This window comes from Pseudomonas sp. FYR_5, assembly GCF_043106315.1.
GTDB classification, from domain to species: Bacteria; Pseudomonadota; Gammaproteobacteria; order Pseudomonadales; family Pseudomonadaceae; genus Aquipseudomonas; species Aquipseudomonas putida_Y.
In genome coordinates, this window is sequence record NZ_JBICMK010000097.1 from 288,423 (window position 1) to 313,950 (window position 25,528).

Sequence of the window (25,528 nt, forward strand, 5' to 3'; positions counted from 1 at the left end):
TCGCCTACATGGCCTACCTGATCTACAGGGGGCCGCGATGAGCAACATCTTCGGAATCACCGATGAGGAGTGCTTCGAGATCATGCGGGCGGCCGACGAGGCGCTGATCCAGTACCAGCTGGATCAGCAGGCGCGCAACGCCCCTGTGCTGGAAATGGTAAAGGCGCTGGTTGGTGAGGAGGTGTTCACCCAGATAGAGGAAGAGATTGAAGCGGCCGAGAACACCTACGACTACGAGATCGTCGATGAGCCGGCCGGCGCACCTCAGGACAACGGGTTTGCCCTCGGTGACGTGTACGTCGATCAGGAGTGCGGCATGTCCGGCGATGACTTCTCCGGCACCGTAGCCCTCCCCCTACCTGACGGCCGCTATTTCCAATTCGCCTTCAACTGCTAACCCCTCCCCTACAACTGAAGCCCGCCGACATGCGCGGGCGAGGATGAACCGTGTTCGATATCACAGTGAAGTGCTCCCGGTGCCGAAACCAGCACAAGGAGAGCGAGCGCGTGCTTGCGCCCTGCAAGTGGCTCAAAGGCGCAAGCACCATGGTGTGCCCGCGTTGCAAGTGCACCAGCTACTACATCGTCAGCCCTGCGCCCACAGCCTGACCACCAACCTGCCGCCAGCGGCGGCGTGGAGACCATCCTATGGCATACGCCAGCGCGGCACCGGCCGCACGCATTCTGCCGCGCATCATCCGCGCCGGCGAAGCACCGCAATACCTCGGCATGTGCCGATCAGAATTCAACAAGACCGTCAGGCCGCATGTGAGCGAATTCCCCATCGGGGAGCGCGGCATCGGATTTGACCGGGAAGAACTGGACGCCTGGGTAAACGACTACATCCAGGCCATGGCAATTGCGAAAGAAGGCGCTCAGGGACGACAATCACCCGGCAGCGAGCGCCCATCAGGAGATAAGGGATGGCGCGAAAGACAATCACAGGCCTTTCCCAAAGGAACGGCATCTGGCACATCGACAAGAAGATCAACGGAGAGAGACTTTACGAAAGCACTGGAGTTAGTGACCGGGCGGAAGCAGAAAAGTACCTGATTCACCGCCTGGAGCAGATCCGCCAGCGCAAGGTATATGGCGTTCGGCAAGTTAGGACGTTCCGCGAGGCGGCCACCAGGTATTTGCTCGAGCACAAAGATCAGCCGTCTATCAAGCTGACCGCACTGTGCTTGCAACAGCTCGACCCGTACCTGGGCGACCTACCACTGACGCACATCGACGACCAGGCGCTGGCCCCGTTCATTCGGGACCGGCAGACGGATGAAGACTTACCAAATGGGAAAGTGCGTAAGGCAGTCAGCAACCGGACGGTGAACATCGCAATCGAGCGGGTGATTCGCGTGCTGTCGCTGGCTTGCCGGAAGTGGCGGGATGAAGAGCGCAGGCCCTGGCTCGACAGCATTCCGCTGCTGGCCAAGCTGGAAGAGAAGAGAGCCAGTCGAAAGCCCTACCCCATGTCCTGGGATGAGCAATCGATTCTCTTCGGGGAGTTGCCGGAGCACCTGCACAAGATGGCCCTGTTCAAGGTGAACACAGGCTGCCGCGAGCAGGAGGTCTGCAAACTTAGGTGGGATTGGGAAATTTCGGTACCCGAGCTGGGCACCAGCGTGTTCCTGATACCTGCCGATTTCGGCGGCCGGCACGAGAACTCAGGCGTGAAGAATCGGGACGAGCGCCTGGTGGTGCTGAACACTGTGGCCAAATCGATCATCGACGGGCAGCGCGGAATCAGCCGGGAATGGGTGTTCCCCTACAACGGCATCGGGATGCACAGGATGAACGACTCGGCCTGGAAAAAAGCGAGGGTGCGCGCGGCAAAGCTCTGGCAGGAGCAACACTTGCGACCGGCACACCCCGGGTTCGCCTCTATCAGGGTTCACGACTTGAAGCACACTTTCGGCAGGCGCCTGAAAGCAGCAGGTGTAACAGAGGAAGATCGGAAGTCGCTACTTGGCCACAAGAACGGAAGCGTGACCAGTCACTATTCTGGCGCGGAGCTGGGACAGTTGATAGAGGCGGCAAACAAAGTTTCAGCGACGGACTCGCGTGGGCCGGTGCTGACAATTTTGAAGAGGAGGCAGGCGTAACAACCTGAGAAGTCACGCAAAAGTCACGCATATGAAAAAGGCCATCCCTTTCGGAAATGGCCTAAGTCATTGAAATATATGGTCGGGACGGAGTGATTCGAACACTCGACCCCTTGCACCCCATGCAAGTGCGCTACCGGGCTGCGCTACGCCCCGACTGGGCTTTGAAGCATGTTCTCAATCTTGCCGAGAACGTTGAAGAATGTACCCTAACCCTCTGATAAATGAAAGCTTTTTCTCAAAAAATTTTCAATTCATCAGAAACCCGGCTTACTTCTTCAACACCACCAACACATCCTCCAACTCAACAATCATCTGCCGAATCAGTTGCTTGTACTGGCTGGATTCATCCTTAGCCTCATCACTGGAGAGCCTCAACCGAGCCCCGCCAATGGTGAACCCCTGGTCATACAGCAGCGCACGAATCTGGCGGATCATCAGCACATCCTGGCGCTGGTAATACCGCCGGTTCCCCCGCCGCTTCACAGGGTTCAGCTGGTCGAACTCCTGCTCCCAATACCGCAGCACGTGTGGCTTTACGGCACACAACTCGCTCACTTCACCAATGGTGAAGTAGCGTTTGCCCGGTATGGGGGGCAGTTCGTCGTTATGGCTTGGTTCCAGCATAGGCCTCAACCCGGGCCTTCAACTTCTGCCCTGGACGAAAGGTGACGACGCGCCGTGCGGTGATCGGGATCTCTTCCCCAGTCTTGGGGTTACGGCCCGGCCGCTGGCGTTTGTCGCGAAGGTCGAAGTTGCCGAAACCGGACAGCTTGACCTGCTCGTTCTCTTCAAGTGCGTGCCGAATTTCTTCGAAAAACAGCTCGACCAGCTCCTTGGCCTCACGCTTGTTAAGCCCCAGCTCCTCGTACAGCCTTTCGGCCATCTCAGCTTTCGTCAGAGCACCCATGCCGTTATTTCCTTAACGTGGTGTTCAACCTTTGTTCGAGCGAGGTGAGGATGTTTTGCAGGGTAGTGTTCACCTCATCGTCGTTAAGAGTGCGCGATGGATGCTGCCAGGTCAAGCCGACGGCAAGGCTTTTTCTATCAGGATCAATGCCTTTACCTTGGTACACATCAAACAGCCTGAGGTCTGTGAGCCATTCGCCTGCATTGTCACGAATTAATTCAAGCACCGCGCTAGAAGCTACATCACGTCCTGCGATCAAAGCCAGGTCACGACGGGTTTCCGGGAACTTGGACAGTTCGCTGAATTTCGGCAGGCGGCCTTCGACCACGTCGCCCAGCACCAGCTCGAACAGGAACACCGGGCGGTCAAGGCCCAGGGCTTTGGCCAGCTCTGGGTGGATGGCGCCGAGGTAGCCGACCAGCTTGCCGTCGCGCTCGATGACCGCGGTCTGGCCCGGGTGCAAGGCTGGGTGTTTGCCGGCGCTGAAGGTGAAGTCGCTCAGGGCGCCGGAGTAACCCAGCAGGGCTTCCACGTCGGCTTTCACGTCGAAGAAGTCGACGCCGTCGCGGCCGTTGGCCCAGCCTTCTGGCAGGCGGCTGCCGGTGACGACGCCGGCAATCATTGGCTGCTGCTGCAGGTCACCCAGCTGGCCGACGAAGCGCAGGCCGCTCTCGAACAGGCGCACGCGGTCTTGCTGGCGGTTCAGGTTGTGCTGCAGTGCCTTGACCAGGCCCGGCCACAGCGAGGCGCGCATGGCGGCCATGTCGCTGGAGATGGGGTTGGCCAGCAGCAGCGGCTCTACGCCCGGGCTGAACAGTTCGAACAGTTTCGGGTCGATGAAGCTGTAGGTGATGGCTTCCTGGTAGCCGCGGGCAACCAGCAGGCGGCGCAGGGTCGGCAGGTCACCGCGGGTTTCCGGCTTGCCCTGTGGGGCCAGGCGGGCTTGCGGGTAACGAACCGGCAGGTTGTTGTAGCCGTACAGGCGGGCCAGCTCTTCGATCAGGTCCACTTCCAGGCTGATGTCGAAGCGGTGGCTTGGTACGCTGACGGTCCACTGCCCTTCCCCGCTCTTGGTCGTGGTCAGCTCGAGGGCGTTGAGCAACTGCTCGACCTGGGCTGGGTCCATTTCCATGCCAAGCATCTGGGTGATGCGTTCGGCGCGCAGGGTAACCGGGGCTACTTGTGGCAGGTGCTGTTCGCTGACCGCTTCGACCACAGGGCCGGCTTCGCCGCCAACGATGTCCAGCAGCAACTGCGTGGCGCGTTCCATGGCTTCGCGGGCCAATTGCGAGTCGACGCCGCGCTCGTAGCGGTGCGAGGCATCGGTGTGCAGGCCGTAGGAACGGGCTTTACCGGCGACGGAAATCGGCTCGAAGAAGGCGCTTTCCAGGAACAGGTCGCGGGTTTTTTCGGTATTCACACCGCTATGCTCGCCACCCATGACACCGGCGATGGCCAAGGCGCGGGTGTGGTCGGCGATGACCAGGGTGTCGGCCCGCAGGGCAACTTCCTGGCCGTCGAGCAGGACGAGCTTTTCGCCCTCTTCGGCCATACGCACGCGGATGCCGCCGTTGATTTCTGCCAGGTCGAAGGCGTGCATCGGCTGGCCGAGTTCGAGCATCACGTAGTTGGTGATGTCGACGGCGGCGTCGATGCTGCGAACGTCGCTGCGGCGCAGGCGCTCCACCATCCACAGTGGGGTTGGCTTGCTCAGGTCGACGTTACGGATAACGCGGCCCAGGTAGCGCGGGCAGGCAGCCGGGGCGCTGACTTCGACCGGGCGCACTTCGTCATGGGCGGCCGCTACGGCTGGCACCACCGGGCGGGTGACCGGGGTGTCGTACAGGGCGCTGACGTCGCGGGCCAGGCCGGCGATGGACAGGCAGTCGCCGCGGTTCGGGGTCAGGCCGATTTCGATGCTGGCATCATCCAGGCTCAGGTACGTGCGAATGTCTTCGCCAACCGGAGCGTCGGCAGCCAGTTCCAGCAGGCCGTCGTTTTCTTCGCTGATCTGCAGTTCGGCAGCCGAGCACAGCATACCGAAGGACTCGACACCGCGCAGCTTGGCCTTCTTGATCTTGAAGTCGCCTGGCAGTTCGGCACCGATCATGGCGAACGGGATCTTGATGCCTGGGCGGGCGTTAGGGGCGCCGCACACAACCTGGAAGGTTTCCTGGCCGCTGCTTACCTGGCACACGCGCAGCTTGTCGGCGTCCGGGTGTTGCTCGGTGGCGAGAATTTCGCCCACGACGATGCCGCTGAACTGGCCGGCAGCGGGGGTAACGCTGTCAACTTCGAGGCCGGCCATGGACAGGCGGGCGACCAGTTCGTCACGGGAGACTTGCGGGTTGACCCAACCGCGCAGCCACTGTTCACTGAATTTCATGCTGTTCTCCTGAAAGTTGCGTCGATTGGGCCTAGCGGAATTGGGCTAGGAACCGCAGGTCGTTGTCGAAGAACAGACGCAAATCGTTGACGCCATAACGCAGCATGGCCAGGCGCTCGGCACCCATGCCGAAGGCGAAGCCCTGGAACTCTTCTGGGTCGATGCCGGACATGCGCAACACGTTCGGGTGCACCATGCCGCAGCCCATCACTTCCAGCCAGCCGGTTTGCTTGCACACGCGGCAGCCGTTGCCGGAACACATCACGCACTGGATGTCGACTTCTGCAGACGGCTCGGTGAAGGGGAAGAACGATGGGCGGAAACGGACCGCCAGTTCTTTCTCGAAGAATACGCGCAGGAATTCTTCGATGGTGCCCTTGAGGTCGGCGAAGTTGATATCGCGATCGACCAGCAGGCCTTCGACCTGGTGGAACATCGGCGAGTGGGTGATATCCGAGTCGCAGCGGTATACGCGGCCCGGGCACACAATGCGGATGGGCGGCTGGGTGGACTCCATGGTCCGCACCTGCACCGGCGAGGTGTGGGTACGCAGCAGCATGTTGGCATTGAAGTAGAAGGTGTCGTGCATCGCCCGCGCCGGGTGGTGGCCAGGGATGTTGAGCGCTTCGAAGTTGTGGTAGTCGTCTTCCACCTCTGGGCCTTCGGCAATGCCGTAGCCAATGTGGGTGAAGAACTGCTCGATGCGCTCGAGTGTACGGGTGATCGGGTGCAGGCCACCGGTGGCCTGGCCGCGGCCTGGCAGGGTGACGTCAATGCATTCGGCAGCCAGGCGAGCGCTGAGCTCCGCTTCTTCAAAGGCTGCCTTGCGGGCATTGAGCACAACGGTGACGCGCTCTTTGGCGTCATTGATCAGCGCGCCGACTTTCGGCCGCTCTTCGGCTGGCAGGTTGCCCAGGGTCTTCATCACCTGGGTCAGCTCGCCCTTCTTGCCGAGATAATTAACCCGGATCTGTTCCAGGGCGTTGATGTCTTCAGCGCGTTCCACGGCCTCTAGGGCTTGGGAGACCAGCGCATCCAGGTTTTCCATGTACAGACTCCAGATACGAAAATAGGGGAAGAGCTTTGAAGGCTCTTCCCCTATCGATGACGTTCAATGCCCGGCAGCGCTAGCACCGCCGGGTGATTGTCGCGGGTACTTAAGCCAGAACGGCTTTAGCTTTCTCGACAATCGCAGCAAACGCCGCTTTTTCGTTCACTGCCAGATCAGCCAGAACCTTACGGTCGATTTCGATCGAAGCCTTTTTCAGGCCAGCAATCAGACGGCTGTAGGACAGACCGTTGGTGCGGGCACCGGCGTTGATACGAGCGATCCACAGTGCGCGGAACTGACGCTTCTTTTGGCGACGGTCGCGGTAGGCGTATTGGCCTGCCTTGATGACCGCTTGCTTGGCTACACGGAATACGCGCGAACGTGCACCGTAGTAACCTTTAGCCAGTTTCAGAATTTTTTTGTGACGCTTACGAGCGATAACGCCGCGCTTAACACGAGCCATGAGTAACTTCCTCTATCTTAACCAGAATTAACGAACGCGCAGCATGCGCTCGACTTTTGCGACGTCGGACGGGTGCAGCAAGCTGGCACCGCGCAGTTGACGCTTACGCTTGGTCGACATTTTGGTCAGGATGTGGCTCTTGAAAGCGTGCTTGTGCTTGAAGCCCGAAGCTGTCTTCAGGAAGCGCTTCGCAGCACCGCTCTTGGTTTTCATTTTTGGCATGTTGGAACTCCGCATTCGATAAAATTACACATAATCATCAGGCCTGCCGTGCCCGGGAGATTACTTCTTTTTCTTGGGGGCGATGACCATCATAAGCTGGCGTCCTTCCATCTTCGGATGCTGCTCAACGGTGCCGTATTCGGCGAGGTCGGCTTCGACCCGCTTCAACAGCTCCATGCCCAGCTCCTGGTGGGCCATCTCACGACCACGGAATCTCAGAGAGATCTTGGCCTTGTCCCCATCGGTAAGGAAACGTACCAGGTTGCGTAGTTTTACCTGGTAATCCCCATCCTCCGTCCCTGGACGAAACTTGATTTCTTTGATCTGGATCTGCTTCTGGTTTTTCTTGGCTTCGTTAGCCTGCTTCTTCTTCTCGAAGAGGTGCTTGCCGTAGTCCATGACCTTGCAGACGGGCGGTACCGCGTCTGCAGAGATTTCTACCAGGTCCAGCTTCGCTTCATCAGCGATACGCAGCGCTTCATCAATCGAGACGATGCCAACCTGCTCGCCGTCTGCGCCAATTAACCGAACCTCGCGGGCCGAGATATTCTCGTTGATCGGGGCCTTCGGTACAGCACGCTTATCGTTTCTCATTTCACGCTTAATAGTCATTACTCCGATTCTTGGCGACCACGCCGGGAAACCGCTTGTGTCAGCAGCTCAGCGAATTGGGCGACGGGCATGGAGCCCAGGTCTGCACCTTCGCGAGTACGCACAGCGACGGTTTGCGTTTCGACTTCGCGGTCCCCTATAACCAAAAGGTACGGGACCTTGAGCAAAGTATGCTCGCGGATTTTAAAGCCGATCTTCTCATTTCTCAAGTCCGACTTGGCACGGAAACCGCTTCCGTTCAGAGATTTCTCAACCTCGAGGGCAAAATCGGCCTGTTTGTCGGTGATATTCATGATCACCGCCTGGGTTGGGGCCAGCCACGCCGGGAACACGCCAGCGTAGTGCTCGATCAGCATGCCGATGAAGCGCTCGAACGAACCGAGGATAGCGCGGTGCAGCATGACCGGGCGTACTCGGCTGTTATCTTCGGCAATATAGCTGGCATCCAGACGCTCTGGCAGGTTCGGGTCGTACTGCAGGGTACCGCACTGCCAGTTACGGCCGAGGCAGTCGCGCAGGGTGAACTCGATTTTCGGGCCGTAGAAGGCGCCCTCGCCTGGCTGGTACTCCCACTCGAGGCCGGATTCGTTCAGGGCGTCGGCCAGCGCAGTTTCAGCACGGTCCCACAACTCTTCGGAACCGACACGCTTGGCCGGACGAGTGGACAGTTTCATGGCGATGTCGCTGAAACCGAAGTCCTTGTACACGTCCAGGGTCAGCTTGATGAAGTCGGCGGCTTCTTTCTTCACCTGATCTTCGGTGCAGAAAATGTGCGCATCGTCCTGTACGAAGCCACGCACGCGCATGATGCCGTGCAGTGCGCCGGACGGCTCGTTACGGTGGCAGGCACCGAACTCGGCCAGACGCAGCGGCAGGTCGCGGTAGCTTTTCAGGCCCTGGTTGAACACCTGCACGTGGCACGGGCAGTTCATCGGCTTTACCGCGTAGTCACGGCTTTCCGACGAAGTGGTGAACATGTTTTCGGCATAGTTGGACCAGTGGCCGGAACGCTCCCACAGGATGCGGTCGACAACCTGCGGGGTCTTGATTTCCTGGTAGCCGTTTTCGCGCTGCACGCCACGCATGTACTGCTCGAGTACCTGGTAGACGGTCCAGCCGTTGGCGTGCCAGAACACCATGCCCGGGGCTTCTTCCTGCAGGTGGAACAGGTCGAGCTGCTTGCCGATCTTGCGGTGATCGCGTTTTTCGGCTTCTTCGATGCGCTGGATGTACGCAGCCAGCTGCTTTTTGTCAGCCCAGGCCGTGCCGTACACGCGCTGCAGTTGCTCGTTCTTGGCATCGCCACGCCAGTAGGCGCCGGACAGCTTGGTCAGCTTGAATGCCTTGAGGAAGCGGGTGTTCGGAACATGCGGGCCACGGCACATGTCGACGTATTCTTCGTGGTAGTACAGACCCATGGCCTGTTCATCCGGCATATCTTCGACCAGACGCAGTTTGTAGTCTTCACCACGGGCCTTGAACACATCGATGACTTCGGCGCGCGGGGTCATTTTCTTGACCACGTCGTAGTCTTTTTCGATCAGCTCCATCATGCGCTTTTCGATGGCGGCCATGTCTTCTGGGGTGAAGGGGCGCTCGTAGGCGATGTCGTAATAGAAGCCTTCGTCAATGACCGGGCCGATCACCATCCTGGCGGTCGGGTACAGCTGCTTCACGGCGTGGCCAACCAAGTGGGCGCACGAGTGACGGATGATCTCCAGTCCCTCTTCATCTTTAGGGGTGATGATCTGCAGGGTGGCGTCGTTGCTGATCAGGTCACACGCATCGACCAGCTTGCCGTCGACCTTGCCGGCAACGGTGGCCTTGGCCAGGCCAGCGCCGATGGAAGCGGCTACTTCGGCTACGGATACGGCGTGATCGAACGAACGTTGACTGCCATCGGGAAGAGTAATAACGGGCATGGCGCCTCCTCTCCTAGTGGTGACCCCTACCAAAGGTCACGTGGGTTGGGATGAGCCAGTACAAGATCCGACCTGCCTTCCGGTAAAAGGAAGCCTGCCCCACAGTGGCAGAAGCCTTTCGGCTTGTCAGGGACGAACCAGAGTGACTGGAAAGAAAAAAGATAGCTGCAGCCGGCAACAGCGCGACCGCAAGCCGAGCATGCTAGCACGGGGGTTGCACCCCAGGCAGAAATATTTGGAAATTGCACCGCAGCGGTGAACTAACGCGGAAAAATACCGCTCAGACTTTGGGAAGCAACCTACTCTTGATGAGACCTTAACCCAAGGAGTAACTGGTGATGCGAGTTCCGTCTCTTCTGGCCCTGGCGGCCGCTGGCGCCCTGCTGCTGCCCGTGGCTGCGAACGCCGGCAACTTCCCCCCCGGGAAGGAGGCCGGCTACATGACCCAGTGCACGCAAGTGGCCAGCGGCCAGGGCGTTGACGCTGCCACCGCGAAAAAGCACTGCGACTGTGGCGCGCAAGCCATCAAAAAGAACTTTACCGACGCCGAGATTGCCGACCTCGACAGCAAAGACGGCGTTGACGCCAAGCTGATGCAGAGGGCGCAGATGGTGGTAAAACAGGCCTGCGCACCGAAGAGCTGAAACCTTAAAGCCAGCGACGACCAGCCATTCTTTGAGCTGGATCAATATCCTGCGAAGGTAAAAGGCGCTAGATGCGCAGAATTAGACTATGATGTATACCGTGCTCCGTAGCCTCGGCCGCATTGCACCAATGAAAAAACTAAATGTTCTGGAGATTCACCCATGTCCAATCGCCAACAAGGCACCGTCAAATGGTTCAATGATGAGAAAGGCTACGGCTTCATCACCCCAGCAGGCGGCGGCGACGACCTGTTCGTACACTTCAAAGCCATCGAATCTGACGGCTTCAAGAGCCTGAAAGAAGGCCAGACTGTTTCCTTCGTCGCCGAGCGCGGCCAGAAGGGCATGCAGGCTGCACAGGTTCGTCCGGAGTAATTCGGATAGCTGTAAAAAAACCCGCCCTTGTGGCGGGTTTTTTTATGGGTGATTGCATCATCTGAGTGGGGCGGGATTGCCTGCGAAACAGACTTTAGGGTGAATGGCACGGGCTTCGCTCGTGTTCGCGGGTGAACCCGCCCCTACAGGCGACTGCGCAGGCTTTTCACATTTTGCGCAAGGCAGTTGCCCCCGCGTGCATCAACCGCAGTTGACGCGGGTTACCCTGCCCTGCTCGTCCACGTTCAGGTTCAGGCGCTCTGAGCGGTACTCCAGGGTGACCACATCGCGCGGCTTGAGAATGCGCGCCATCTGCGAGCCGCTGGCCTTGCGTGCCTGCTCCAGCAGTTCGGCACTGGCCTGTTTGCCAATGGCAAAGTCGGCACCGCTGGCCTGGCAGCGGCCATCGTTGCCAGCTGGGGCGGCCGGCGCAGCCCCACCATCAGCGTTGCCACCAGTGCTGCAACCCGCCAGGACAGCAGCCACAGCCAAAGTTGCCAGGTAAGCACGGGTACGGAACATGAAGCCTCCTAAATCGGTCCGGGAACTGCCTGATCCGACAGCTCCGCTCATCATTTGTTGCAAAACCTGTCAAGTCTGCCTGAACTGTAGCAGGGAGGCGAAAAGCAATCGTGACCGGATTTTGCACAACGTGCTGTGTTTGCCATATGCTTAGCTCGCACGGTCACCGGCGCAAAGCCATGATTTGCTGCAAGAAGTGGAGCGCATCCCGCCTCCATCGAACACCAGGGTCAGGTGTTCCTCCTTCGTTCCGGGCCCCCAGCGAGAGCTTTTCATGAGCACCCACAGCATCGATGCCGATATCAAGGTCAAATGGGCCGAGGGCCAGAGCGCGTACAGCCCTGGCACACCGGAAGAGTTGCTGTTGATCGCCATCGACCTGTTGGTGCGCGATAACGGCGCCGAGGCGGCACGCAGCTTCATCGACCAGGTGTTCGAGCGCTACGCGCCGCACGCGGCTATTCCAATCGCGCCAGGCGGGCACTGAGCAGGTCGAACAGCCCCTGGGCATCACCCTGCTCCACCCACAGCACATTCGCTGGCTGCTTGAGCACGCCGTACCAGTCCGCAACTGTCTGGCCGAAAGTGGGCCCTTCGCGGCTGTCGATGCTCATGTGGATGCGCCGGCCACTGAACAGCTCGGGCTTTAACAGGTAGGCGATGACACTGGCGTCATGCACAGGGCCGCCGGGCATACCGTACAGGTCCATGTCGTGGGTGATGTAGGCATTGAGGATGTCCACCACGCGCTTGCTGGCCTGGTTGTTCACGGCTGTCAGTTGCGTCAGGCGGGCGCTGCTGGTCAGCAGCTTGTGGGTGACGTCCAGCGGCAGGTAGGTCAGCTGCACGCCGCTGGCCAGCACCACTTCGGCGGCGTGCGGGTCGGCGTAGAGGTTGAACTCCGCCACCGGGGTGATGTTACCGCCGTTGAAATGCGCTCCCCCCATGACCACCACCTCTTTGATGCCTTTGACGATGCTCGGGCGCTGGATCAGCGCCAGGGCCAGGTTGGTCTGCGGGCCGAGCATGGCGACGGTGATGCTGTGCGGTTTGGCTGCGCCGAGGGTATCGACCAGGTATTGCACGGCATTGCCCTGGGCCAAGGGCGCTTTCGGCTCGTGTACCTGGACACCGGTGAGGCCTTCTTCACCATGAACATCGGCGGCATAGATCGGCGTGCGCACCAATGGGCGGCCGGCACCGGCGTACACCGGGATGTCTTCGCGCCCCGCCCATTCGCGGGCCAGGCGGGCATTGCGCGAGGTCTTGTCCAGGCGCACGTTGCCGGCCACGGTAGTGATGGCGCGGATACTGAGTTCGTTGGGCGAAGCCATGGCCAGAAACAGCCCCACCACATCGTCGGCGCCGGGATCGGTGTCGATGATCAGGTCGATGGGGGCGGCCTGGAGGGTCGAGGCTGTGGCCATGAAGACGACTCCTTGTAGCAGGGACTTGAGCATGGGTGGCACTCCTGTTGCCTATGAATCATGCGGTTACACAGCCCGGCGTCCTCTGTGGAAGCGGCTAGAAGGTGACGCCGGAGATGAGGGCAATGTTGCTGTAGGGCTGGCACTCGCCTGTACGCACCACCGCACGGGCACTGCGCGACAGCACTTTGAAATCCTCATGGGCCAGCCATTCGCGCTTGCCCAGCTTGCCCTTCAGTCGCTCGATTTCGACCAGCGCGGGTGGCACCACTTTCTGCATTTCTTCAGCCAGCACGTGCCGCTCAACCTGCAATTCGCTCAGCACCACCCGCAGCACGCTGGCGAAGTCCGGCAGGCCAGGCGTAATGGCCAGGTCGATAAGTTCCACCCCCGGCGGCACCGGCAGCCCGGCATCGCCGATCACCAGGATATCGCCATGCCCCATGCCGGCAATGACCCGTGACAGGGCAACGTTCAACAGTGGGGTTTTCTTCATGGCGTCAGCTCCGCCAGGTAGGGAATGGACGGTTGGGCACCGGCACGGGTAACCGACAATGCTGCGGCACGCTGGCCAAAGATGATCGCCTCACCCTCCCCCAGCCCACGTACCAGGCCGGCAGCAAAGCCACCAATGAAGGTATCGCCGGCAGCGGTGGTGTCCAGCGGTTGCACGTGCGGCGCCGGATAGTGCTGATGGCCTTGGCCAGCGACCAGCAAGGCACCTTGCGCACCCAAGGTGATGATCACTTTGCCTGCCCCCAGCTGCAGCAAGCGCTCGCCTGCGCGCCGAGCACTGTCCTGGTCGGTCACCGCCACACCGGTCAAGGCTTCGGCCTCGCTTTCGTTAGGGGTAAGGTAATCGATATGCGCAAACCACTCCGCTGGCAAGGGGCCGGTAGCGGGTGCTGGGTTCAGGATCACCTGCTTGCCCAGTTCGTGCCCTCTGGCCAGTGTCCAGGCCACGGTGCTGGCTGGCACTTCCAACTGGCAGATGATTACCTCGGCAGCCTGCAGTAACGCATCGAAGCGCCGCACCGACTGCGGCGTCAGCAGGCCGTTGGCGCCGGGAATGATGACAATACAGTTCTGGCTGGCAGCATCCACCGTGATCAGCGCCACACCGCTGGACACACCTGGGCAGGTGCTGACGCCCTGACAGTCGATCCCCTCGACATACAAGGCCCGGTGCAGTTGCCGACCGTAATCATCATCCCCAACATTGCCGATCATCGCCACGCTGCCGCCCAGCCGCGCAGCCGCCACGGCCTGGTTGGCACCCTTGCCGCCCGGTACCGTGAAAAAGCTATCGCCGGGGAGTGTTTCGCCGGCCCGAGGCAGGCGCTGGGCGCGAGCCACCAGGTCCATATTGAGGCTGCCGACCACCACAACCTTGGCATTCATGACGTTTCCTTAGCGTTAGCGGTAATCATTGAACAGGTCCGGCCGCGGCCCGGTGGACTCACGCAAGACGATACGCGGGGCGACAATGCGCTGCTCCGCTGCGCCTTGCCGGGGCGTAGCGATACGCGTCAGCAGCAACGAGGCAGCGCTTTCGCCCAGCTCGCGGATCGACTGGCCCACCGTGGTCAGTGGCGGGTACACGTAGCGGCTGAGCTCGATGTCGTCGAAGCCGATCACCGACAGCTCGCCGGGTACGCTGATATTGCGTTCGGCTGCAGCCCGCAGCACACCAAAGCCGATCATGTCGTTGCCGGCAAAAATCGCCGAGGGCCGCTTGCCTTCCAGCACCTGCGCCGCCGCCGCATGGCCACCCGGGCTGGTGAAGTCGCAGTGCAGTACACGGCTGCCCGGCACAGGCGCTCCCGCTTCGGCCATGGCACGGCGGAAGCCGCTCAGGCGCAGCTGGGTAACCCCGGTTTCGGCGGGACCGCCGATATAGGCGACGTCGCGATGGCCAAGTTCCAGCAAATGCCGGGTGGCCAGGTACGCCCCCTGCTCGTGGTCAATACGCACCAGGTCGGCATCGACGCCTTCCAGCTCACGGTCGACGATGACCATTGGCGTGCGCACACTGGCCAGGCTTTGCAGCAGGTCGTCGTCCTGGCCCACCGAGGCCACTACCAGCCCGTCGATGCGTTTTTCCAGCAGCACGCGCAGGTAGCTGCGCTGCTTCTGCGGGTTGTCGTCGGAGTTGCACAGAATCACGCAATAGCCGTTGCGCTCGCAGGCGTCTTCGATACCCCGCGCCAGCTCGGCAAAGTACGGGTTGACGCTGTTGGGCACCAACAGCCCGATGGTGGCCGTGCTGCGCGCCTTCAGCGAGCGCGCCACCGCACTGGGCACGTAATCCAGTTCGATGATGGCGGCTTCCACTTTCAGCCGCACCTGCTCGCTGACCGGACGGGTCTTGTTGAGTACATGGGACACAGTGGTATAAGAAATACCCGCCAGTGCCGCGACGTCTTTGATGGTTGCCATGTTGTCAGTTCCGCCGGCCCGCGCGCCGGCTACGGTAAGTGTCGAGCACCACGGCGATGACGATCACCGCCCCGGTGATGATACGTTTGGTCGGCTCGCTGGCGCCGATCTGCGCCAGCCCGGCGGCCAATACGGAAATGATCAGTACGCCAAAGAAGGTGCTGATGACCGAGCCACGCCCACCCATCAGGCTGGTGCCGCCGATCACGACGGCGGCAATGACCTGCAGCTCCAGGCCAGAGCCGGCATTGGGGTCGGCCGCTTCCAGCCGCGAGATCTGGAACAGCGCGGCCAGGCCGGCGAGCAGGCCCATCAGGGCGAACACCAGCACTTTGTAGGGGCGCGGATCGATACCGGCCAGGCGCACGGCCTCTTCATTGGTGCCGATACCGATCAGGTAACGACCGAATACCGTGCGCGTCAGGACCAACTGGGCGAGCACGATCACCAACAAGGCGATGATGAACGCTGGCGAAACACCAAAGGCGACCGGGTTGGAGAACCAGGCATAGGCATCGCCGATATAGGCGGTGCGCGAGTCGGTGAACTGGTAGGCCAGGCCACGGGCCATCTCCAGCACACCAAGCGAAACGATGAACGACGGGATGCGCCAGGCCACGGTGACGCTACCGGTAATGCTGCCGGCCAGCGCGGCCACGGCCATGCCCAGCAGCGCCGAGGGCAGCACGCCCCAGCCCCAGCCGAGTATCGCCACGCTCACCGTCGAGGCGGCCAGCGCCAGCACCGAACCCACCGACAGGTCGATGCCGCCGATGATCAGCACGAAGGTCATGCCCACCGCCAGCACCATCAGGTCCGGGATCTGGTTGGCCAGCGTGCTGAAGGTGCCATACGACCAGAAGTGGCTGCTGAGGAACGAGAACAGCACAATCATCGCCAGCAAGGCGCCAGCCAGGCCCAGGTAGGTGCCCAGGCCAAAGTACGTACCGCTGCGGCGCACGGGGGCGGCGCCCGGGTTGTTTAGCGGGGTGGTTTTCATGCATCCATCCTGGGGGCTGCATCATGCAGCAGCGCGTCACGTTTCTGATAACCGGCGAAGGCGGCGGCAAGCAACTGGTCCTGGCTCCAATGATCACGCGCGAAGGTGTCGATCAGGCGGCCGGCGGACAGCACGGCGATGCGATCGCAAATCAGCATCAGTTCGCGCAGGTCACTGGACACCACCACCAAGGCCTTGCCTTGACGCGCCAGCTCGGCCAACAGGCCATAGATGTCGAACTTGGCGCCCACATCGATGCCACGCGTGGGTTCGTCGAACAGCAGCACCTGGCAATCGCGCTCCAGCCAGCGGCCAATCACCACCTTCTGCTGGTTACCGCCAGACAGCTCACCCACCACTTGCTGCGCGCCAGCACTGCGAATGCGCATGGCCTGGATCTGGCGTTCGGCCAAGGCCTTTTCCGCCTCGCCATCGAGCACACCGGCGCGCGATACCGCGCCCAGGTTGCCCAACGCAATGTTGGCGCTGATCGACTGCGTCAACAGCAGGCCCTCGCCCTTGCGGTCTTCGGTTATCAGCGCGATACCGGCCCGCACTGCAGCCTTGGGCGAGTCGATGTTTACCGCCTGCGGCGGCTGGCCCAGCGCGATACCGCCGCTGTCCGCGCGATCGGCACCGTAGATCAGGCGAAGCAGCTCGGTACGACCGGCGCCGATCAGGCCGGAGATGCCAAAAATCTCCCCTGCCCTGACTTCGAACGACACCTCGCGCACTTTGTCGCCGCGGCACAACTTGTCGACCTTGAGCAGCGGTGCCCCCATCTGCCGCCGGCCCAGGTCGATATGCTCGCCCAGCTCGCGGCCGACCATCAGGTTGACCAGTTCGGCGCTGCTGTAGCGCTGGATCGGCTCGTCGCACACCAGCTTGCCATCGCGTAGCACAACGATGCGTTGCGCCACGCGCTGCAACTCTTCCAGGCGATGCGAGATATAAACAATGGCCACGCCACGCGCACGCAGGCGCTCGATCTGGGTGAACAGCAACTCCACCTCGCGCGCAGTGAGCATGGCTGTGGGCTCGTCCAGGATCAGTACATGGCAGTCACCGATCAGGTTGCGGGCAATCTCGACCATTTGCTGATGGCCGATGCCCAGTTCGCCGACAGGGGTGTCCGGGTCGATGGCGTCGAGCCCGACCCGGGCCATGGCGGCCATTGCCAGTTGGCGCAGGCGCTTGTGGCTGATCCAGCCGAAACGGCTGGGCAGGTTGTCGAGAAACAGGTTTTCCGCCACGGTCAGCGTCGGCAGCAGGTTCAACTCCTGCATGACCATGCGCACCCCAAGGCGTTCGGCCTCGCCGCGACTGCCGGGCGCGTAGGCCTGGCCGCGGTAGGTCATGTGCCCGGTGGTGGGCACCTCCAGGCCACTGATGAGCTTGGACAACGTGCTCTTGCCAGCGCCGTTCTCGCCGGTCAGGGCCAGCACTTCACCGGCGCGCAGGTTCAGGCTGACCTCGCCGAGCACGGGCTGGGCATAGGTCTTGCCCAGGCCGCTGGCGGCAAGCACCACTTCATTGGCCGATGCAGGCATGGCCGATTCTCCTGGCAGCATCAGGGCTTCTTGGTGATGAGTTCGACCGGGGTCTGGATGACGTTGTCGGCATCCACATCAGGTTTTTCGCCCTTGACCATTTTCAGCGCCGCCTGAATGCCGTACACCGCCTGCTGGCTGGCGGCCTGGTCGAGGGTGGCAAGCACGCGACCGTCTGCAAGCATTGGCTTGATGGCATTGATGTTGTCATAGCCCACCACTTGCACCTGGCCTGTCTTGCCAGCGGCACGCACGGCGGACACAGCGCCCAGCGCCATGCTGTCGTTGCCAGCCAGCAAGGCCTTCAGGTCGGGGTATTCGTTGAGCATGGAGGCAGCGACGGCGTTGCCTTTGTCGATCTCCCAATTGCCGCTTTGTACCGAGACGATGTTCATCTGCGCGGCATTCATGGCGTCCTTGAAGCCGGCGGTGCGCTGCTGGGCATTGGTGGTGGTCGGCACCCCTTCGATAATACCCACCTGGTCGCCGGCCTTGAGTTTCTGGCTGGCCAGGTAATCGCCAACCAGACGCGCGCCCTTGCGGTTGTCGGGGCCGACGAAGGGAACGCTGATGCCTTTGCTCTTGAGCAGATCAGGGTCAAGACGATTGTCGATATTGATCACCACCACGCCCTGGTCCATGGCCTTCTTCACCGCCGACACAAGTGCCTTCGAGTCAGCCGGCGCAATGACCAGGGCCTTGGCGCCGGCATTGACCATCTGCTCGACGATGCGGATCTGCTCGCCAGTGTCGGTTTCGTTCTTGATGCCGTTGGCGATCAGGTCGAACTCGTCGGCGTGGGTTTTCTGGTAATCCTTGGCGCCGTCTTCCATGGTGCGGAAGAACTCGTTGGCCAGCGACTTCATGACAAGGGCGACCTTGGGCTTGTCTTCGGCGTGAGCAGCAGACAATGGCAAGACGAGGCTAAGCGAGGAAATGACAGCGAAGGCCAGCAGACGACCGGGGAACGGCAGCTTCATGGACGATGACTCCGAATCTTGTGTTTTTTATCGGATCGCAAACGTTTGCGTTGACCAACTATGGTAACAGGACCGTTGTTTGTCAAATCCGTTTGGCTATCGGAGGCCAGAGTGCTGCTGGGACCGATTATGCAGATTTTCCGAAAAACCGAACACCTTTACCTTTTTTTGTTCGGAATTGCGAATGCAGCCCCCCCTTTTTTCAGGTGCGGTCTCGCGTCACGAATGCGTCGCGCGGCGCCCCCGACCCGGTGCAACACCGCGCATTGGCGGGGCTGCTACACAGCCCATTGCAACGCACGGCCGTCCCGACCCTGGCGCACGTGGCGCCTTGGTACGAAAAATGCCTGTAGCCCCGCGCGACTCAATAACTAACTCACTAGGAAGCGAGAACAATAACGATGAATGCCGCACTGAAAACCTTCGCCCCCAGCGCACTCGCCCTGCTGCTGATCCTGCCAACCAGTGCCTCGGCCAAAGAAGCCGAAACCCAACAGAAGCTGGCCAACGTGGTCATCCTCGCCACCGGCGGCACCATTGCCGGCGCCGGCGCCAGCGCTGCCAACAGCGCCACTTACCAGGCTGCCAAGCTGGGCGTCGACAAGCTCATCGCCGGCGTGCCGGAACTGGCCGACATCGCCAACGTACGCGGCGAACAAGTCATGCAGATCGCCTCCGAGAGCATCAGCAATGACGACCTGCTGAAACTGGGCAAGCGCGTCGCCGAGCTGGCCGAAAGCAAGGACGTCGACGGTATCGTCATCACCCACGGCACCGACACTCTCGAAGAAACCGCCTACTTCCTCAACCTGGTAGAGAAGACCGACAAGCCAATCGTGGTGGTCGGCTCGATGCGCCCGGGTACCGCCATGTCCGCCGACGGCATGCTCAACCTGTACAACGCCGTGGCCGTAGCCAGCGACAAGCAGTCGCGCGGCAAGGGCGTGCTGGTGACCATGAACGACGAGATCCAGTCCGGCCGCGACGTGAGCAAGACGGTCAACATCAAGACTGAAGCCTTCAAGAGCACCTGGGGCCCGATGGGCATGGTAGTGGAAGGCAAATCGTACTGGTTCCGCCTGCCGGCCAAGCGCCATACGGTCAATTCCGAGTTCGATATCAAGCAGATCAGCAGCCTGCCACAGGTGGACATTGCCTATGGCTATGGCAACGTCACCGACACCGCCTACAAGGCCCTGGCACAGAACGGCGCCAAGGCGCTGATCCATGCCGGTACCGGCAACGGTTCGGTATCGTCGCGAGTTGTCCCGGCGCTGCAGGAACTGCGCAAGAACGGCGTGCAGATCATCCGCTCGTCGCATGTCAACCAGGGTGGTTTCGTACTGCGTAACGCCGAACAGCCGGATGACAAGAACGACTGGGTCGTGGCTCACGACCTGAACCCGCAGAAGGCGCGGATCCTGGCGATGGTGGCAATGACCAAGACCCAGGACAGCAAGGAGCTGCAGCGCATCTTCTGGGAGTACTGAGTGCTCCTCCCTCAGAGCCGGCTCTCCGGCTCTGAGGGCCTCACTGCCCTCTCCTGAACCGCACAGACACTGAGGGTACAAACCGGCGACATCGCTTACCTTTCTGACCGGCCTCATGGTTTACAGGCCAACCCTGGATTTCTCCTGACAAGCAGTTGCGAAATTACTTACAGTGAAATACTGTACGTGCATACAGCAAAACAAGGGAATTCCTGTGTCCAGCACCGCCTCCGCCACCCCGAGCAGCTATGAACAGCTGGGTGTACGCATCCAGAAGATCATCAACAGCCCAACCGCCCAGCGCAGCCGCGCGGCGCTGATCTTCCGCCTGGAACAGGAAAGCCCGGATGACTGGGAAACCCTGCTTCAGGAGATCGCCGAGAACGACAACGTCACCCTCGCCCACCGCGACGATGGCGGCGTGCAGATTTTCTGGACCGTACCAAAGGAAGACTGACTGCGCATGAGAGTTTCGCTTTTCGCAGCCGCTTGCCTGTTACTGACCACGCCACTTGCCCAGGCCGACGCCCCGCGTACCTTCCAGGAGGCCAAGAAGGTCGCCTGGAAGCTCTATGCACCGCAATCGACCGAGTTCTATTGCGGGTGCAAATACAAGGGCAACAAGGTCGACTTGGCGTCCTGCGGCTATACCCCGCGCAAGAATGCCCGGCGCGCCTCGCGCATCGAATGGGAACACATCGTACCCGCCTGGCAGATCGGCCATCAGCGCCAATGCTGGCAGAGTGGCGGGCGCAAGCAGTGCTCGCAGCATGACGAAGTGTACCAGCGCGCCGAAGCCGACCTGCACAACCTGGTGCCAAGCATCGGTGAGGTCAACGGCGACCGCAGCAACTTCAGTTTCGGCTGGCTGCCGGAGCAACGCGGCCAGTATGGCCGCTGCCTGACCCAGGTCGATTTCAAGGCCAGGAAAGTGATGCCGCGCCCATCGATCCGCGGCATGATCGCCCGCACCTACTTCTACATGAGCAAGCAGTACAACCTGCGCCTGTCCAAACAGGACCGCCAGCTGTTCGAAGCCTGGAACAAGACGTACCCGCCGCAAGCCTGGGAGCGGCAACGCAACCAACAGGTCGCCTGCGTGATGGGGCGGGGAAACGCATTCGTGGGGCCGGTCAACCTCAAGACGTGCGGTTGACCCTTAAGCCAGCGCTTGTAAATAGGCGCTGGCCTCCCGGTAACGGGCCAGCCGCGCCAGGTCGGCGGGGCCCGGGCAGGGGATGCGCGAGAGGTCACTGTTGTCGGCCAGATCGGCCAGCTTGACGGTGCGCGCCAACGGGTCATCACCCAGGCGCACCACGAAATCCTGGTAAGGCTCGCCCTCGCGGCGGCTAAGCGCCAGCAACGCGGCCAGGATTTTCAGCGCGAAGCCCTCGCGCGCCAGGTCAGACAGGGTCAGCGGGGTGTCTTCGATCACATCGTGAAGCACCGCCACAATCCGCTGTTCAGGTGTGGTAACCCGCATCATCACGCGTAACGGGTGGAGGATATAAGCCGCCCCACCCTTATCGTATTGCCCTTCATGCGCCCTGGCGGCCACGGCAATGGCACGCTCCAGTGTAGACATGAGGCCCTCCCCGTTTGGCCGCTACCCACCCAAGCATAGCCAAACTTGTGTGAACGGCGCCTGACACAAGCCTTTGCTGCGCCGCCTCCGCCCAGGCTTAGACTCTGCAGGAAAAGCCTTGATACTTGTTCATGCTGCGTTGAAAACAGACCCTAGCGTGATGCGCCGTGCTGGATGACCACCGAATCGGTACCCAGCTTGGCCATCACTTCGTCCCTGCGCGCTTGCGCCTCTTCGCGGGTGGGGAACGGCCCCAGCAGCACCACTGGCTTGCCTTCGCGGTACTCCACCGAAGACGGGATGCCCTTTTCGATCAGGCGCGCCGTCATGTCACTGAGGGCACCCATGTTGGCGCCCTGCACCACTTCCACATCCCAACCCTGGGGCGCCGGCTGGTCTGCCAGGGCCTCGGCACGCCGCTGCAGGTCGGCGCCGCCGCAAAGCTCGCGGATACGCAGGTTATTGCCGGTATCGTCAACGATGATGTCGTACTGGCCGTCGCGCTTGATCGCCACATAACTGCGGTAGGCTTCGTACTGCCCGGCATCGTCCTTGCCGCGGACCTGACCGCAGATGGTGCCCTGGGTGTCGATCCGCACGTTGCCGAACTTGGCGGTCTTGGGGTTGTTCAGGTGTTCGGCCACCTGCTTGTGCACGCCTTCGACCTCGTTCTCACAGCCCGCCAGGGCGAGCACTGCCATTACCACAGCCAGTTTGCGCACGCGTGTACCTCCAGATTCGAAGGGGCGGATTCTAGCACGCCGGGGTATGCCCGAACCGCGACCAAACGTTACACGCTGCTTCGGGCGCAAATGCAAAAAGGGCGATCATTTCTGATCGCCCTTTTTCGATTTGGTAGGCACAATTGGACTCGAACCAACGACCCCCACCATGTCAAGGTGGTGCTCTAACCAACTGAGCTATGTGCCTGTCGTGTGGTGCGCATATTAGTGATCCGATACGCACCTGTAAAGCTTTTTTTTGAGAAAAATCAAAAACTTTCGCATGCAAGCGCTTCGTGCCCATACCGCGCTTTTCGGCCCACGTGGCAATGGACAATGAAAAAAGGGGTGACCCTTTCGGATCACCCCTTTTTCGATTTGGTAGGCACAATTGGACTCGAACCAACGACCCCCACCATGTCAAGGTGGTGCTCTAACCAACTGAGCTATGTGCCTGTCGTGTGGTGCGCATTCTACGCATTACAAAAACCCTGTCAACACTTTTTTTCGCGCTAACCTACTGAATCTTAAACTCTTTATATAAAGGCGGGCTGGAGGGTATCCCGTAAAGGATTTTCACCAGACGACTAGCGGGTGTTTATTATTATTGATAGCATCGGTACATTCGTTAAAAATATAAAACACGAGGTTCCTGCAGCATGGCTAACACCCCCTACCCCCAGTCCTACTACGCCGCCTCGGCCAACCCGGTGCCGCCACGTCCGGCGCTGCAGGGTGAGGTGGAAACCGATGTGTGCATCATCGGTGCCGGCTACACCGGCCTGTCCAGCGCCCTGTTCCTTCTGGAGAACGGTTTCAAGGTAAGCATCGTCGAAGCGGCCAAGGTCGGCTTTGGCGCATCGGGCCGCAACGGCGGCCAGATCGTCAACAGCTACAGCCGCGACATTGATGTCATCGAACGCACCGTTGGCCCCAAGCAGGCACAACTGCTGGGCCACATGGCCTTCGAGGGCGGGCGCATCATTCGTGAGCGCGTGGCCAAGTACAACATTCAGTGCGACCTGAAAGATGGTGGCGTATTCGCCGCCCTTACCAGCAAACAGATGGGCCACCTGGAATCGCAAAAGCGCCTGTGGGAACGCTTTGGCCATAATCAGCTGGAGCTGATGGACCAGAAGCGCATCCGCGAAGTGGTTGCCTGCGACAGCTATATCGGCGGCATGCTCGACATGAGCGGCGGCCACATCCACCCGCTGAACCTGGCCCTGGGCGAAGCTGCTGCGGTCGAGTCGCTGGGTGGCATCATCTATGAGCAAACCCCGGCCGTGCGCATCGAACGTGGTGCCAACCCAGTGGTGCATACCCCGCAGGGCAAGGTCCGCGCCAAGTTCATCATCGTTGCCGGCAACGCCTACCTGGGCAACCTGGTACCCGAGCTGGCCGCCAAGTCCATGCCATGCGGCACGCAGGTAATCACCACCGAGCCACTGGGCGAAGAACTGGCACGCACCCTGCTGCCGCAGGACTACTGCGTCGAGGATTGCAACTACCTGCTCGACTACTATCGCCTGACCAGCGACAAGCGCCTGATTTTCGGTGGCGGCGTGGTGTACGGCGCGCGTGACCCGGCCAACATCGAGGCGATCATCCGCCCGAAAATGCTCAAGGCCTTCCCGCAGCTGAAGAACGTGAAGATCGACTACGCCTGGACCGGTAACTTCCTGCTGACCCTGTCGCGCCTGCCACAGGTTGGACGGATCGGCGACAACATCTACTACTCGCAGGGTTGCTCGGGCCACGGCGTGACCTATACCCACCTGGCAGGCAAGGTACTGGCCGAGGCCCTGCGCGGCCAGGCAGAGCGTTTCGACGCCTTTGCCGGCCTGCCGCACTACCCGTTCCCGGGTGGCCAGATGCTGCGCGTCCCCTTCAGCGCCATCGGTGCCTGGTACTACAGCCTGCGCGATCGCCTGGGCTTCTGATTCAGGCAGGCCCGCGCCCACAGGATTTGTGCTGCTTGCACAGTCCGTGTGGGCGCGGGCTTACCTGCGAAGGGCAGGCACAGGCAACGCTATTTGTTCAGGCTATTCACAGCCTGCTTCGCCGCACTCTCTTGCCCCGCCTTGGCCAATTCATCCGCAGCACGCAACCAGCGCTGGCGATCAACCTGGGCCGGCAGTTGCCGAGGTGGCTGCACCAGCACCGCCCAACTCCCCTGCTTCTCCCACGCCGATGCAAACTCATCGAATGCCAGCACCTGCCGCCGGTGCATGCCCGAACGCAGCAGCACCCGCTGCTTGTAACGGTCATAACCCATCAACACTGCATAGCGGGGCCCGCTCCACCAGGCCGAACCTTCCTCGTAACGCAGCAGCACCGGGTTGCCCGCCGCCACCTGGGTCAGCAGCGCGTCCAGCTGCTTGTCCAGCGGGTACACCACCCTACCGTAGTCCCGCGCCACACGGGGAATAGCGGTATCCAGAGTTTCGGCCCCCTGAGGCAGGTTCAGCGGTTTATCCAACAACCCTGGCGTAATAGGCGCCCCCTGCTGCGACAGCACTGCCGCCAGCGCCATGGCCCCGCTGTGGTTGGCGTTGCCACGGTAGAACGGCACGCTGCTGATCTCGACTCGCTGCGGCAAGCCTTTGAGATTGCCGGGCGGTGCGCTGGCACAGCCGGCCAGGGTGGCAGCCAGCAGACAGGCAGCCAGTAGCCGCCGGGGGGCAGCCTTGAAGGAATGTTGCTCCATGGGCACTCGCTTGTTCCAACGCCAGGCAGGCAGCGCCCGGCTCTGGCCACCGATCATAGGTCCGACAGCGGCGCGGGTATAGTCCGACAGCGCCTTGGAGCGAATCGGCACTAGAGATTGACCATTGTTCGATGGAACGTCACAGGCGAAGGACTAGACTAAAGCAGTGTCTGGAAGGTAAACGCGGGCCAATCAAGCGCTTGCCGTAGAGATGGAGGCACAGATGAGCCTGACCATGGCAATTCTCATGCTGGTAGGCATGTGGCTGAGCGTCGCAGCCGCCATGCTGTGGGGTGTACTGCGTATCGTGCGGCGTCACGCACACCATCACCACTTGCCACCGCAGGCCCCGCCCAGGCCACAGCCGGTAAGACGGGCGCGGCGGCATGCGGGGGTGAACTGACCTCAGGATTTCC

30 protein-coding genes and 3 tRNA genes are annotated in these 25,528 nt (G+C 61.1%); 11 read left to right on the plus strand and 22 right to left on the minus strand.

Translation table 11 applies throughout. From position 1 onward, the window contains the following. Nucleotides 1–37: 37 nt before the first annotated feature. The 3 genes from ACF8RA_RS20010 to ACF8RA_RS20020 all read left to right on the plus strand — a co-directional run bounded on the left by ACF8RA_RS20010 (nt 38) and on the right by ACF8RA_RS20020 (nt 2,102). Nucleotides 38–397 carry a hypothetical protein gene (locus ACF8RA_RS20010; RefSeq protein WP_392519512.1) on the plus strand — a complete coding sequence of 120 codons (360 nt, stop codon included), beginning with the start codon at nt 38–40 and terminating at the stop codon, nt 395–397. A 251-nt stretch (nt 398–648) separates the two neighbouring features. Continuing rightward, on the plus strand, nt 649–1,053 hold the full coding sequence (locus ACF8RA_RS20015; protein ID WP_392519513.1) for a helix-turn-helix transcriptional regulator: 405 nt from the start codon (nt 649–651) through the stop codon (nt 1,051–1,053). Further along, nucleotides 939–2,102, plus strand: coding sequence for a tyrosine-type recombinase/integrase (locus ACF8RA_RS20020; protein ID WP_392519533.1), 1,164 nt, complete (start codon nt 939–941; stop codon nt 2,100–2,102). The genes ACF8RA_RS20015 and ACF8RA_RS20020 overlap by 115 nt, the downstream gene beginning before the upstream one ends. A 79-nt stretch (nt 2,103–2,181) precedes the next feature. Here ACF8RA_RS20020 and ACF8RA_RS20025 read toward each other — a convergent pair. From ACF8RA_RS20025 to thrS, 9 genes are all read right to left on the minus strand, one after another. Then, nucleotides 2,182–2,258: transfer RNA gene (locus ACF8RA_RS20025), tRNA-Pro, on the minus strand. Nucleotides 2,259–2,372: 114 nt separating this feature from the next. Further along, nucleotides 2,373–2,729 (minus strand): MerR family transcriptional regulator, encoded by a 357-nt coding sequence (locus tag ACF8RA_RS20030; RefSeq protein ID WP_003250681.1) that lies wholly within the window; start codon nt 2,727–2,729, stop codon nt 2,373–2,375. Further along, on the minus strand, nt 2,710–3,012 hold the full coding sequence (ihfA, locus tag ACF8RA_RS20035) for an integration host factor subunit alpha (protein ID WP_003250679.1): 303 nt from the start codon (nt 3,010–3,012) through the stop codon (nt 2,710–2,712). Before ihfA ends, ACF8RA_RS20030 begins: the two co-directional genes overlap by 20 nt. A gap of 4 nt (nt 3,013–3,016) precedes the next feature. Then, entirely contained in the window at nt 3,017–5,398 is a 2,382-nt protein-coding gene (gene pheT / locus ACF8RA_RS20040; RefSeq protein ID WP_392488652.1) for a phenylalanine--tRNA ligase subunit beta, read from the minus strand. A 31-nt stretch (nt 5,399–5,429) separates the two neighbouring features. Next, complete coding sequence (pheS, locus tag ACF8RA_RS20045) at nt 5,430–6,446, minus strand: phenylalanine--tRNA ligase subunit alpha (protein ID WP_176683834.1); 1,017 nt, start codon at nt 6,444–6,446, stop codon at nt 5,430–5,432. 109 nt (nt 6,447–6,555) lie between these two features. Beyond that, the gene (rplT, locus tag ACF8RA_RS20050; protein ID WP_003250671.1) at nt 6,556–6,912 is read right to left on the minus strand and encodes a 50S ribosomal protein L20; all 357 of its coding nucleotides are present in this window, start codon (nt 6,910–6,912) and stop codon (nt 6,556–6,558) included. 27 nt (nt 6,913–6,939) lie between these two features. Continuing rightward, nucleotides 6,940–7,134: a 50S ribosomal protein L35 gene (gene rpmI, locus ACF8RA_RS20055; RefSeq protein ID WP_003250667.1), complete on the minus strand. Its 195-nt coding sequence runs from the start codon at nt 7,132–7,134 to the stop codon at nt 6,940–6,942. Nucleotides 7,135–7,194: 60 nt separating this feature from the next. Next, nucleotides 7,195–7,746, minus strand: coding sequence for a translation initiation factor IF-3 (gene infC / locus ACF8RA_RS20060; RefSeq protein ID WP_012052879.1), 552 nt, complete (start codon nt 7,744–7,746; stop codon nt 7,195–7,197). Further along, the gene (gene thrS, locus ACF8RA_RS20065; protein WP_176683835.1) at nt 7,746–9,668 is read right to left on the minus strand and encodes a threonine--tRNA ligase; all 1,923 of its coding nucleotides are present in this window, start codon (nt 9,666–9,668) and stop codon (nt 7,746–7,748) included. The genes infC and thrS overlap by 1 nt, the downstream gene beginning before the upstream one ends. 338 nt (nt 9,669–10,006) lie before the next feature. On the opposite strand from thrS, the gene ACF8RA_RS20070 reads away from it, so the two are divergent. Together ACF8RA_RS20070 and ACF8RA_RS20075 are read left to right on the plus strand one after the other, a co-directional pair. After that, on the plus strand, nt 10,007–10,312 hold the full coding sequence (locus ACF8RA_RS20070; RefSeq protein ID WP_176683836.1) for a hypothetical protein: 306 nt from the start codon (nt 10,007–10,009) through the stop codon (nt 10,310–10,312). A gap of 162 nt (nt 10,313–10,474) precedes the next feature. Beyond that, the gene (locus ACF8RA_RS20075) at nt 10,475–10,687 is read left to right on the plus strand and encodes a cold-shock protein (protein ID WP_003250656.1); all 213 of its coding nucleotides are present in this window, start codon (nt 10,475–10,477) and stop codon (nt 10,685–10,687) included. Nucleotides 10,688–10,888: 201 nt separating this feature from the next. Here the strand turns inward: ACF8RA_RS20075 and ACF8RA_RS20080 are convergent, their stop codons facing one another. Further along, the gene (locus ACF8RA_RS20080) at nt 10,889–11,209 is read right to left on the minus strand and encodes an I78 family peptidase inhibitor (RefSeq protein ID WP_176683837.1); all 321 of its coding nucleotides are present in this window, start codon (nt 11,207–11,209) and stop codon (nt 10,889–10,891) included. A 274-nt stretch (nt 11,210–11,483) separates the two neighbouring features. On the opposite strand from ACF8RA_RS20080, the gene ACF8RA_RS20085 reads away from it, so the two are divergent. Then, nucleotides 11,484–11,696 carry a hypothetical protein gene (locus ACF8RA_RS20085; RefSeq protein WP_021782772.1) on the plus strand — a complete coding sequence of 71 codons (213 nt, stop codon included), beginning with the start codon at nt 11,484–11,486 and terminating at the stop codon, nt 11,694–11,696. Here the strand turns inward: ACF8RA_RS20085 and ACF8RA_RS20090 are convergent. From ACF8RA_RS20090 to ACF8RA_RS20120, 7 genes are all read right to left on the minus strand, one after another. Then, a complete protein-coding gene (locus tag ACF8RA_RS20090; RefSeq protein ID WP_392519514.1) occupies nt 11,668–12,669 on the minus strand; it encodes a nucleoside hydrolase in 1,002 nt (333 codons plus the stop codon). The two genes, ACF8RA_RS20085 and ACF8RA_RS20090, sit on opposite strands and share 29 nt — an antisense overlap. 64 nt (nt 12,670–12,733) lie before the next feature. Further along, nucleotides 12,734–13,132 (minus strand): D-ribose pyranase, encoded by a 399-nt coding sequence (gene rbsD, locus ACF8RA_RS20095; protein ID WP_176683839.1) that lies wholly within the window; start codon nt 13,130–13,132, stop codon nt 12,734–12,736. Then, entirely contained in the window at nt 13,129–14,037 is a 909-nt protein-coding gene (gene rbsK / locus ACF8RA_RS20100) for a ribokinase (protein ID WP_392488654.1), read from the minus strand. Before rbsK ends, rbsD begins: the two co-directional genes overlap by 4 nt. Nucleotides 14,038–14,052: 15 nt before the next feature. Beyond that, on the minus strand, nt 14,053–15,075 hold the full coding sequence (locus ACF8RA_RS20105) for a LacI family DNA-binding transcriptional regulator (protein ID WP_104962064.1): 1,023 nt from the start codon (nt 15,073–15,075) through the stop codon (nt 14,053–14,055). Between the two features lie 4 nt (nt 15,076–15,079). After that, on the minus strand, nt 15,080–16,075 hold the full coding sequence (locus ACF8RA_RS20110) for an ABC transporter permease (RefSeq protein ID WP_176683841.1): 996 nt from the start codon (nt 16,073–16,075) through the stop codon (nt 15,080–15,082). Then, nucleotides 16,072–17,625, minus strand: coding sequence for a sugar ABC transporter ATP-binding protein (locus ACF8RA_RS20115; protein WP_209965029.1), 1,554 nt, complete (start codon nt 17,623–17,625; stop codon nt 16,072–16,074). The genes ACF8RA_RS20110 and ACF8RA_RS20115 overlap by 4 nt, the downstream gene beginning before the upstream one ends. A gap of 20 nt (nt 17,626–17,645) precedes the next feature. After that, nucleotides 17,646–18,605 carry a sugar ABC transporter substrate-binding protein gene (locus tag ACF8RA_RS20120; protein WP_176683843.1) on the minus strand — a complete coding sequence of 320 codons (960 nt, stop codon included), beginning with the start codon at nt 18,603–18,605 and terminating at the stop codon, nt 17,646–17,648. A 401-nt stretch (nt 18,606–19,006) separates the two neighbouring features. On the opposite strand from ACF8RA_RS20120, the gene ACF8RA_RS20125 reads away from it, so the two are divergent. The 3 genes from ACF8RA_RS20125 (at nt 19,007) to ACF8RA_RS20135 (ending at nt 21,251) form a co-directional block, all read left to right on the plus strand. Continuing rightward, nucleotides 19,007–20,095 (plus strand): asparaginase, encoded by a 1,089-nt coding sequence (locus ACF8RA_RS20125; protein ID WP_339442857.1) that lies wholly within the window; start codon nt 19,007–19,009, stop codon nt 20,093–20,095. A gap of 214 nt (nt 20,096–20,309) precedes the next feature. Further along, nucleotides 20,310–20,552, plus strand: coding sequence for a DUF1654 domain-containing protein (locus tag ACF8RA_RS20130; RefSeq protein ID WP_004574330.1), 243 nt, complete (start codon nt 20,310–20,312; stop codon nt 20,550–20,552). A gap of 6 nt (nt 20,553–20,558) precedes the next feature. Continuing rightward, nucleotides 20,559–21,251: an endonuclease gene (locus ACF8RA_RS20135; RefSeq protein ID WP_392519515.1), complete on the plus strand. Its 693-nt coding sequence runs from the start codon at nt 20,559–20,561 to the stop codon at nt 21,249–21,251. A 3-nt stretch (nt 21,252–21,254) separates the two neighbouring features. Here the strand turns inward: ACF8RA_RS20135 and ACF8RA_RS20140 are convergent, their stop codons facing one another. The 4 genes from ACF8RA_RS20140 to ACF8RA_RS20155 form a co-directional block, all read right to left on the minus strand. After that, nucleotides 21,255–21,680 (minus strand): GTP pyrophosphokinase, encoded by a 426-nt coding sequence (locus tag ACF8RA_RS20140; RefSeq protein ID WP_209965023.1) that lies wholly within the window; start codon nt 21,678–21,680, stop codon nt 21,255–21,257. Nucleotides 21,681–21,832: 152 nt separating this feature from the next. After that, nucleotides 21,833–22,402 carry an SPOR domain-containing protein gene (locus tag ACF8RA_RS20145; RefSeq protein ID WP_392519516.1) on the minus strand — a complete coding sequence of 190 codons (570 nt, stop codon included), beginning with the start codon at nt 22,400–22,402 and terminating at the stop codon, nt 21,833–21,835. Between the two features lie 131 nt (nt 22,403–22,533). Then, nucleotides 22,534–22,610, minus strand: a tRNA-Val gene (locus ACF8RA_RS20150). A gap of 171 nt (nt 22,611–22,781) precedes the next feature. Continuing rightward, nucleotides 22,782–22,858 (minus strand) — tRNA-Val (locus ACF8RA_RS20155). A 203-nt stretch (nt 22,859–23,061) separates the two neighbouring features. On the opposite strand from ACF8RA_RS20155, the gene ACF8RA_RS20160 reads away from it, so the two are divergent. Continuing rightward, a complete protein-coding gene (locus tag ACF8RA_RS20160) occupies nt 23,062–24,345 on the plus strand; it encodes an FAD-binding oxidoreductase (protein WP_003250557.1) in 1,284 nt (427 codons plus the stop codon). Nucleotides 24,346–24,434: 89 nt separating this feature from the next. On the opposite strand, the gene ACF8RA_RS20165 is transcribed toward ACF8RA_RS20160, so the two are convergent. Then, a complete protein-coding gene (locus tag ACF8RA_RS20165) occupies nt 24,435–25,169 on the minus strand; it encodes a peptidase C39 family protein (protein ID WP_176683984.1) in 735 nt (244 codons plus the stop codon). A gap of 166 nt (nt 25,170–25,335) precedes the next feature. Between ACF8RA_RS20165 and ACF8RA_RS20170 the strand changes: the two genes are divergently transcribed. Then, nucleotides 25,336–25,515, plus strand: a complete 180-nt coding sequence (locus ACF8RA_RS20170; protein ID WP_176683848.1) for a hypothetical protein — start codon at nt 25,336–25,338, stop codon at nt 25,513–25,515. Nucleotides 25,516–25,528 lie beyond the last annotated feature (13 nt).